At 41.0% G+C, this 7,850-nt stretch carries 8 protein-coding genes; 3 read left to right on the forward strand and 5 right to left on the reverse strand.

The annotated features are described in order from the left end of the window. Positions 1 to 58: 58 nt before the first annotated feature. The 3 genes from C200_RS12710 to C200_RS16790 form a co-directional block, all read right to left on the reverse strand. Positions 59 to 241 (reverse strand): hypothetical protein, encoded by a 183-nt coding sequence (locus C200_RS12710; RefSeq protein ID WP_032126789.1) that lies wholly within the window; start codon positions 239 to 241, stop codon positions 59 to 61. Between the two features lie 349 nt (positions 242 to 590). Further along, positions 591 to 1,868 carry an FAD-dependent 5-carboxymethylaminomethyl-2-thiouridine(34) oxidoreductase MnmC gene (gene mnmC, locus C200_RS12715; RefSeq protein WP_016211219.1) on the reverse strand — a complete coding sequence of 426 codons (1,278 nt, stop codon included), beginning with the start codon at positions 1,866 to 1,868 and terminating at the stop codon, positions 591 to 593. Continuing rightward, complete coding sequence (locus C200_RS16790) at positions 1,865 to 1,996, reverse strand: MnmC family methyltransferase (RefSeq protein ID WP_016211222.1); 132 nt, start codon at positions 1,994 to 1,996, stop codon at positions 1,865 to 1,867. Before C200_RS16790 ends, mnmC begins: the two co-directional genes overlap by 4 nt. A 517-nt stretch (positions 1,997 to 2,513) precedes the next feature. Between C200_RS16790 and C200_RS12720 the strand changes: the two genes are divergently transcribed. Genes C200_RS12720 through C200_RS16590 form a run of 3 tightly spaced genes read left to right on the forward strand, consistent with a single transcriptional unit; the run spans position 2,514 to position 5,444 of the window. Continuing rightward, complete coding sequence (locus C200_RS12720; RefSeq protein ID WP_016211223.1) at positions 2,514 to 4,115, forward strand: cytochrome ubiquinol oxidase subunit I; 1,602 nt, start codon at positions 2,514 to 2,516, stop codon at positions 4,113 to 4,115. Positions 4,116 to 4,131: 16 nt separating this feature from the next. Next, positions 4,132 to 5,274 carry a cytochrome d ubiquinol oxidase subunit II gene (gene cydB, locus C200_RS12725; protein WP_016211221.1) on the forward strand — a complete coding sequence of 381 codons (1,143 nt, stop codon included), beginning with the start codon at positions 4,132 to 4,134 and terminating at the stop codon, positions 5,272 to 5,274. Between the two features lie 44 nt (positions 5,275 to 5,318). Further along, entirely contained in the window at positions 5,319 to 5,444 is a 126-nt protein-coding gene (locus C200_RS16590) for a hypothetical protein (RefSeq protein ID WP_016211216.1), read from the forward strand. An 82-nt stretch (positions 5,445 to 5,526) separates the two neighbouring features. Here C200_RS16590 and deoC read toward each other — a convergent pair whose 3' ends face one another. Together deoC and C200_RS12735 are read right to left on the reverse strand one after the other, a co-directional pair. Further along, positions 5,527 to 6,264, reverse strand: a complete 738-nt coding sequence (gene deoC, locus C200_RS12730) for a deoxyribose-phosphate aldolase (protein WP_016211218.1) — start codon at positions 6,262 to 6,264, stop codon at positions 5,527 to 5,529. A 24-nt stretch (positions 6,265 to 6,288) separates the two neighbouring features. Next, complete coding sequence (locus C200_RS12735) at positions 6,289 to 7,560, reverse strand: phosphopentomutase (protein WP_016211224.1); 1,272 nt, start codon at positions 7,558 to 7,560, stop codon at positions 6,289 to 6,291. Positions 7,561 to 7,850: the final 290 nt, after the last annotated feature.

A 7,850-nucleotide genomic window follows, 5' to 3' on the forward strand; every position in this document is an offset into this window, starting at 1 on the left:
CATGGCTCGCAGCGGAAGAAACTGAAGCGCTACTAGCTCTCTTACACTATCTTCCCCTCTATAGCTGTTTGCAGATTGATTGCATTCCATCAATTACAATTTGTATTTCCCTATTAACTGCTTTAATGAAATCTACTTGGTTTGTACCTTCAGGCAAACCCTTTTTTAAAAAGGAACCAGAGGCTTGCAACGCATCTTGAGCTTGAAATCGTTTTAAACTTTGTTTAATATTTATAGGCATAACTTTCCCCTTGGCTGGAAAACAGAAAAAAAGTTAAAACCAAATCAATTAACTCCTAGCACACCTCTGTTTAGTTATTACTTAATTGATCCGAAATATTTAATATTTTATAAATTTTTCAACAGTTTATTTTTAAATAATAACAATATAATTAATAGTGTATATATTATTTAATAAAAAATATTTACTTTTAAAAAAATTATTTATTTATTAGTGCATCCGACTAATTAGATTGATATAATAGCAAGCGATAGATTCCAAGCCAGATTCATATTCATGGCTTATATCAAAACAATTTATTAGATACACCATCCAATCAACACAGATTAAGATACTATAACTAGGCTAATTATTTACCTTTTTTAAGCTGCCGAATTAAAAACCGCCCAGGGTGCAAGTGCTCACGCAAGCGCTTTGACAGCTTCAGATTTTTCCCCATCAGTTCACTCACAAGCAACTTAGCGGCAAAAGGCGCTGAAACCATCCCTCGTGAGCCATGGCCTATATTCATAAATAACCCCGGCAAATATTGGGCACTTGGATAACGTGACTCACGCCGCTCTTGAATAAGCCGAGAGTAATGCTGCCGATAAAACGCGACATCCGGCACTGGGCCAATCACTGGCAAATAATCAGTTGTAATACAACGCAAAGCCGCTCGATCTTGAGAAAGATCCTTATATTCACGTTCGTCGATATTAAGCCCTGGCAACACCTGCTTGAGTTGCTGAATATTCTGCACACGGTCTTGGTGAAGGCATTTTGCCTGATAATCATCAATAAAGGTTGCACCTAAATAATTTTTACCATTAATGACAGGCGTAATATAACCATCATAACATACAGGTAACTTCAACTGCGAAATCCTTGCATGATTCTCCAAAGCAGATACCTGACCACGTACTGTCCGCAACGATAAGGGTAATACACTGGAAAACTGACCAAGCAACCGTGTAGCATCACTCGCATTGGCAAGTATTAACGTTGGGGCCTCAGCGATTAAGTGCTGATGCTGATCATACAATTTCCATAGTCCCTGTTCATAATGCAACTGGTTGACATAACAGTTAAATAAGCAATTAATCGATGCCTTGCAGGCATGAATATGCGACTTTACATATAAATAGGGGGATAACCAGGCCGCCTCTTTAAAATAAACACCAGAACAAGAAAAATCTAATCCAGAAAGCGCCATCACCTGCTCTTGACTCACCCACTCCAACAAATCTGCAACATGCTCAAGCTCTAACCAGTTTTTTTGACGCGTTTGCTGACGATCATTAAAGGCCAGCTGAATAATGCCTGTTTGTGAAAAGTTAAACTGATGAGACTGTGCCAGCGTTTTTGCATGCTGAATACTGTAAAGGTAGGCTTGAATAAAATACTCAGCAAACGAGCTTTGGTCTGTTGCTAACGCAGGCATCATTAAGCCGGCCAAATTACCAGAGGCTTCCTGAGCGGCTTCTGCTGCTTTTTCAACCAAAGTAACGTTAAAACCTTGTTTACTTAAGGCCCAACTTGTACTCGCTCCTGCAATCCCTGCACCCACGACAATCACGTTAGGCGAAGTCGCCGACGCTGCAAGTCTATTCCATGGCGCATAATTACCTTCTACTAGCAAAGTCATATTTTTTTCCAGCCTCGCATCATCTCTCTTTTTCCAGCAAAGCTGGGAATCTTTTTTACAACAAACCCTGCTTGAGTTAGCGCCCTACGCACAACACCCGCAGATGTAAAGGTTGCAAAAACTACCACTTTTATGTGTTAACTGCGCCATCGCTGTATCTATCGAATCTATCATTATCTTTTGATATAGACCTTAAATTTTAAATCTTACTTATAAAGTTCGCTATTCTAGCATAATGATAATTTCCAGGGGATTTCCAAATATAGTTTAAAACACAAGATATCTTCACCGTTATCAAAATACTCCGATAAAAACAGCATAAATATTAAAAAATAAGTTAATAACAAGTAATAAATAAGTAATCCAACTTAAAGCAAGTTACGACGACTTAATTTAAAGACTTCATACTCTATTTGCCTTATAATTAAGCTTGCATAAATTACCGGTTACAGCCTAATGCTATAAGAAATTATGAGAAAACCATTAACTATGACAAAAAACTGTCTCTATTTTAACGCTACCATAAAGAGCTTCTCGCAACGCAACTTCATCAACCACTATGGCAAACACCCTTGTTATTTATAGCCCATTAAAATTAACTATGACACAAGATAAACACTTAGTAATCAACTAGCGGAGAGGATAATGCTTCCTATCGAACATGTCGTTGAGCTATCACGCTGGCAGTTTGGCATCACTGCCCTTTACCACTTTATTTTCGTACCTCTGACTTTAGGGATGACCTGGATTCTATTTGGTATGGAATGCCTATATGTAAAAACCGGCAAACAAGTTTATAAAGACATGGTGCGATTTTGGGGAAAGCTCTTCGGCATCAACTTTGCCATGGGCGTTGTCACTGGAATTACTATGGAATTTGAATTTGGTGTCAATTGGGCGTATTACTCACAATATGTTGGCGATATCTTCGGTGCTCCCCTAGCAATTGAAGGCTTAGTGGCATTTATGCTTGAATCGACCTTCTTTGGTATTTTCTTTTTCGGCTGGGATAAACTTTCGAAAAAGCAACACCTCTTTGCCACATTCTGCTTAGCCATCGGCTCGATGTTCTCCGCCTTGTTTATTTTAATTGCTAATGGCTGGATGCAACACCCGGTCGGCTCCCAATTTAACATTGACTCAATGCGTATGGAATTAACCAGCTTTTACGATGTATTATTAAATCCAACCGCTCAAGCCGAATTCGCTCATACAATTACCGCAGGACTCGTCACCGCAGCGATGTTTGTCACCGGTATCAGTTCCTACTATTTACTTATAGGTCGTGATATCGTCTTTGCTAAGCGTTCTTTTATTTATGGATCATTTTTTGGTTTGATTGTCCTGTTAGGGGTTGCTTTTTTTGGCGATCACGCCGGTCTTGATGTCGATGAAACACAGCCAATGAAAATGGCCGCCATTGAAGGTTTATGGGAAACCCCCGAAGCGCCAGCACCCTGGACCATCCTCGCCCTTCCCAGTAATAATCAGCTAAAAAATCTAGCGGCCATCAAAATCCCATACGCTTTAAGTATTATTGCCACTCACTCACTCGATGGCACCGTCAAAGGCATGCAAGAAATTATTGCAGATAATGTCGTGCGTATGACTCAAGGTCGCAAAGCCTACCTTGCATTAATCGAACTTAGAACCGAAAAAAATATCGATGGTAAAACGTTATCAGCAGAACAATTAACCACAGCCAAACACACACTCGAGCGCTATAAAGATGACCTCGGCTATGGTTTATTACTAAAATCCTATATTAGCGATATCCAACATGCCTCCGAGGCCCAGATCCAACACGTCGCTAAACAAGCCATTCCCGAAGTATGGGCCGTGTTCTACTCATTCCGACTGATGATTGGCTGCTTTGGCATCATGCTCCTCATTGTCCTTGCCGCTGGCTTTTTTAATCTTCGCGGTAAACTCTGGGAACAACGCTGGCTTTTTAGAACTGCTCTCTACGCCATCCCTTTACCCTTCTTAGCCTGCTTATTTGGCTGGTTCGTTGCCGAACATGGCCGTCAACCCTGGGTGGTTCAAAACACATTGCCCACTGCCATGGGGGCATCTTCGGTATCAACAGGACAACTCACGTTCAGTTTAACCGGCTTCGCCCTGTTTTATACCTTACTCTTTATTATTGAGATCTACCTCATGTTTAAATATGCTCGCTTAGGCCCAAGTGCCTTGCATAGCGGCCGTTACCACTTTGAACAACTCGCGCATGCAAATAAATCATAACGAGGAATAAAGAAACATGATTGATCTTCCTACATTACAAGTGATCGGCTGGGTCATCGTAGGTGCAAGCCTCCTCTCCTTTGCCCTTACTAGCGGATTTGACTCAGGTATTGGTATTTTATTACCGTTCATTGGCCGCAATGACACCGAACGTCGCCTCACCCTCAATGTTATTGGACCAACCTGGGATGGCAACCAGGTCTGGTTAATTGCCGCAGGTGGTGCCGTATTTGCTATTTGGCCATTGGTCTATAGCACGGCTTTTTCTGGCTATTATGTTGCAATGCTATTGATTCTCTGGTCATTATTTTTACGTCCCGTCGGCTTTGAGTACCGTTCTAAGCTACCAAACCAAACATGGCGTAATAACTGGGATATTGGCATTTTTATTGCAAGCTTCATTCCCATTTTAATCATGGGCATCGCCTTTGGTAACCTGTTATTAGGCTCACCTTTTAGCTATGATCCGGTTTTTTTAAGAATGCAATACACCGGGTCATTTATCGATTTACTTTCTCCTTTTGCACTATTATCTGGTGTTATCGCTATTTTTATGGTCATCTGCCACGGCGCTGCCTATTTAAATTTACGCACCAAAGGCATTATTAAGACACGCGCACAAAAAGCGTTACGCCTATTTGCATGGTGCTATCTCATTGCTTTTGCACTGGCTGGTTTATTAATCACTTACAAAATTCCAGGTTATCTCCTTGGCAGCCAAGCAGGCAGCATTCACGACCCACTCATTAACCACGTCAACCGTCACGTCGGCGCTTGGCTAAATAATTACCACACGTATCCTTGGATGACACTCGCTCCCGTCATCGGCTTTCTTGGTGCATTCTTAGCGATTATTAGCACACATGCTAATCGAGCCATTTGGTCATTTGTTGGTACAAGCTTTATCCAAATGGGCACCTTATTAACCGCAGCTTTCAGTTTATTCCCATTTATCATGCCGTCGAGTAGCGAGCCGGCACACAGCCTAACGGTCTGGAATGCATCAACCAGTCAACATACCCTAACGATTATTGCTATCGTTGCCGTAATCATGGTACCGGTTATTTTTTGCTATACCTCATTTGTTTATATCAAAATGTGGCGTGATGGTCCCATTCATGAAAAAGACATTGAAAAAAATCAGCATATTTTATATTAATTTATATTTTTTATACTATTTTAAAATTAAGGAGACCACTGAATATGATGTATATAGGCTGGTTTTTATTTACATTGGCAACTACGTTTCTCACCGGGCTGATTGTTCTTCATCACGACCGTCACCACCTTGAAGACTTTGAATATCAAGGGAAAAGTGAAAATAACTAGATAGTTAGCGTGTATCAAACCCAGTAACAGCTTATTTATTTTAAACGCATAAACTAAGTTGTTACTTCCCCTCTCTCCTATACTATGAATCATTACTTAATAAGTCATCAACCAAATAGCTTGCACCGAAACGCAAATTCATTGAGCTCACCTGAATATTCTCTTTCCCATAAACTTCTTTCGCTAAATGAAGATATTGTAAGGCCTCAGCCAATGTTTTTATCCCACCAGATACTTTTAGGCCAACATGAGGGTGATAGCGCAGATTGACTTGAATCGCATCAAGCATTGCCTTAACCGCGCTCACCGTCGCACCAACTGCTGTTTTTCCAGTAGAAGTTTTAATAAAATCAGCACCTGCATTAATGGCATCACAAGCGGCCTTAAAAATTAAAGCCCGGGATTTTAGCTCCCCTGTTTCTAAAATAACTTTTAATAGTTTACCGTGACATAATGCCTTGCTGGTGTTAACTAAATGTAGCGCCCGCTCAGAACTGCCCTTTTGCAAGTAATCTTGATAAGGGATCACCAGATCAATTTCATCTGCACCATCAATTAATACCTGGTTAATATCTGCTAAAACAGTCTCTACCGGCTCATTGCCCAAAGGAAAGTTAACAACGCTTGCAACCGCTATCTGCTGATTTTTTAATAATTTTTTTGCTAAGCCGACAAACTTTGGATCAATACAAATAGCAGCCACCTTGCCCAAACGGTTACTTGCCTTAGCACACAGCTCCACAATCGTTTGATCATTGTCATTTAAGTTAAGCGAAGTTAAATCAATAAGCGCCATCACTGTTTCTTTAGTTTTATCCATGATATACCTTCAATTAATATACAATTAACTTAAAAAACTCTGTCCATGTGCCAACGCTGCTAAGCCCATAAAATCAGCAATACTTTGACCAATATCAGCAAAGCTATGACGTTGACCAATATTTTTGCTCTGCAGACCCGGTCCCCAAGCAAGAATCGGAATATGTTCACGTGTATGATCAGACCCTGGCCACGTTGGATCACAGCCATGATCAGCAGTTAAGATCATCAGATCTCCAGGCTCCATACTATCCATCAGTTCAGGCAAACGTGAGTCAAAATACTCTAGTGCCTTAGCATATCCTGCCACATCACGACGGTGGCCATATTCGGAATCAAAATCAACAAAATTAGTAAACACTAATGACCCGGCTTTTGATCGTTTAAAAGTAGCCAGTGATTGATCAAATAATTCAGTGATACCCGTCGCCTTCACCTTGTGACTAATACCTCGATCAGCAAAAATATCAGCAATTTTACCAACAGAAATTACTTCACCACCACCTTTAACCACATACTCTAATAGCGTTGGCTGCGGTGGCGGCACAGAATAATCATGACGATTACCTGTCCGCTGGTATTCACCCGCTTTATTACCAACAAAGGGCCGAGCAATAACACGGCCGATATTAAGCCCCATCTCATCAAATAACTCCCTGGCCGTCTGACATAATCCATATAACCGCTCAAGCCCAAAACTCTTTTCATGACAAGCGATCTGAAAGACACTGTCGGCAGAAGTATAAACAATGGGTTTTCCTGTTAAACAATGCTCATCACCTAAGCGATTAATCACCTCAGTCCCCGATGCATGTCCAGCATCCAACACCCCCTGCGTTAAGCCAGTTTCAGCTAGAAATCGCCGCATAAAATCAGCAGGAAAACAAGATGAATACTGGCCTGGCGTTTTACACTCAGCCGCCTTATGGAAATAGTCCCATTCAAATTCAACAGGCACCCCGGTGATCTCCCAATGCCCACTGGTCGTATCTTTTGCACAACTTTGCTCAATGGCATAACCATAAACGCCTTGTATAGGTAACTCTAAATCACCGGTAATCGTCTTAGCAATCGGCCGCCCTCGGCTCTGTTTAGCCGCTTGCTCTAAACCCAAACTTGCAAGATAAGGCAACTTTAAAGCGCCCTGACGTTCTGGAGAATCAGCTAAACCGTGTGCGGCGTGCTCAACAATATGCCCAAAGGTATCAGCGCCGGCATCACCAAATTGCTCAGCATCTTCACTAGCACCCACACCAAATGAATCCATTAATAAAATAATCACACGACCTTTCAGCATTTTTTACCCCAATAACAGCCTAGCTACACTCACTACAAACCCAGCACACGAAACACATATTACTAACTTAAATAATATAGATTCGCAATAAATCAATAACAATCGTTAAAATACCGTAACATTACTGCATTTTACGGCATACACTAAAGAGCTCAAGTATTATTAATAAATATCCACGGGTAAACCCGTGGTGTTTGTGAAAGTCTGAACCTAGCTTGACAGTTGGAGTCTACTAACTGTTTGGAGGTAAAGATTAATGAATTTAAAAGCGAAACGCGATATTTCACGAA

The sequence above is a fragment of the Piscirickettsia salmonis LF-89 = ATCC VR-1361 genome (assembly GCF_000297215.2).
Lineage (GTDB): Bacteria > Pseudomonadota > Gammaproteobacteria > Piscirickettsiales > Piscirickettsiaceae > Piscirickettsia > Piscirickettsia salmonis.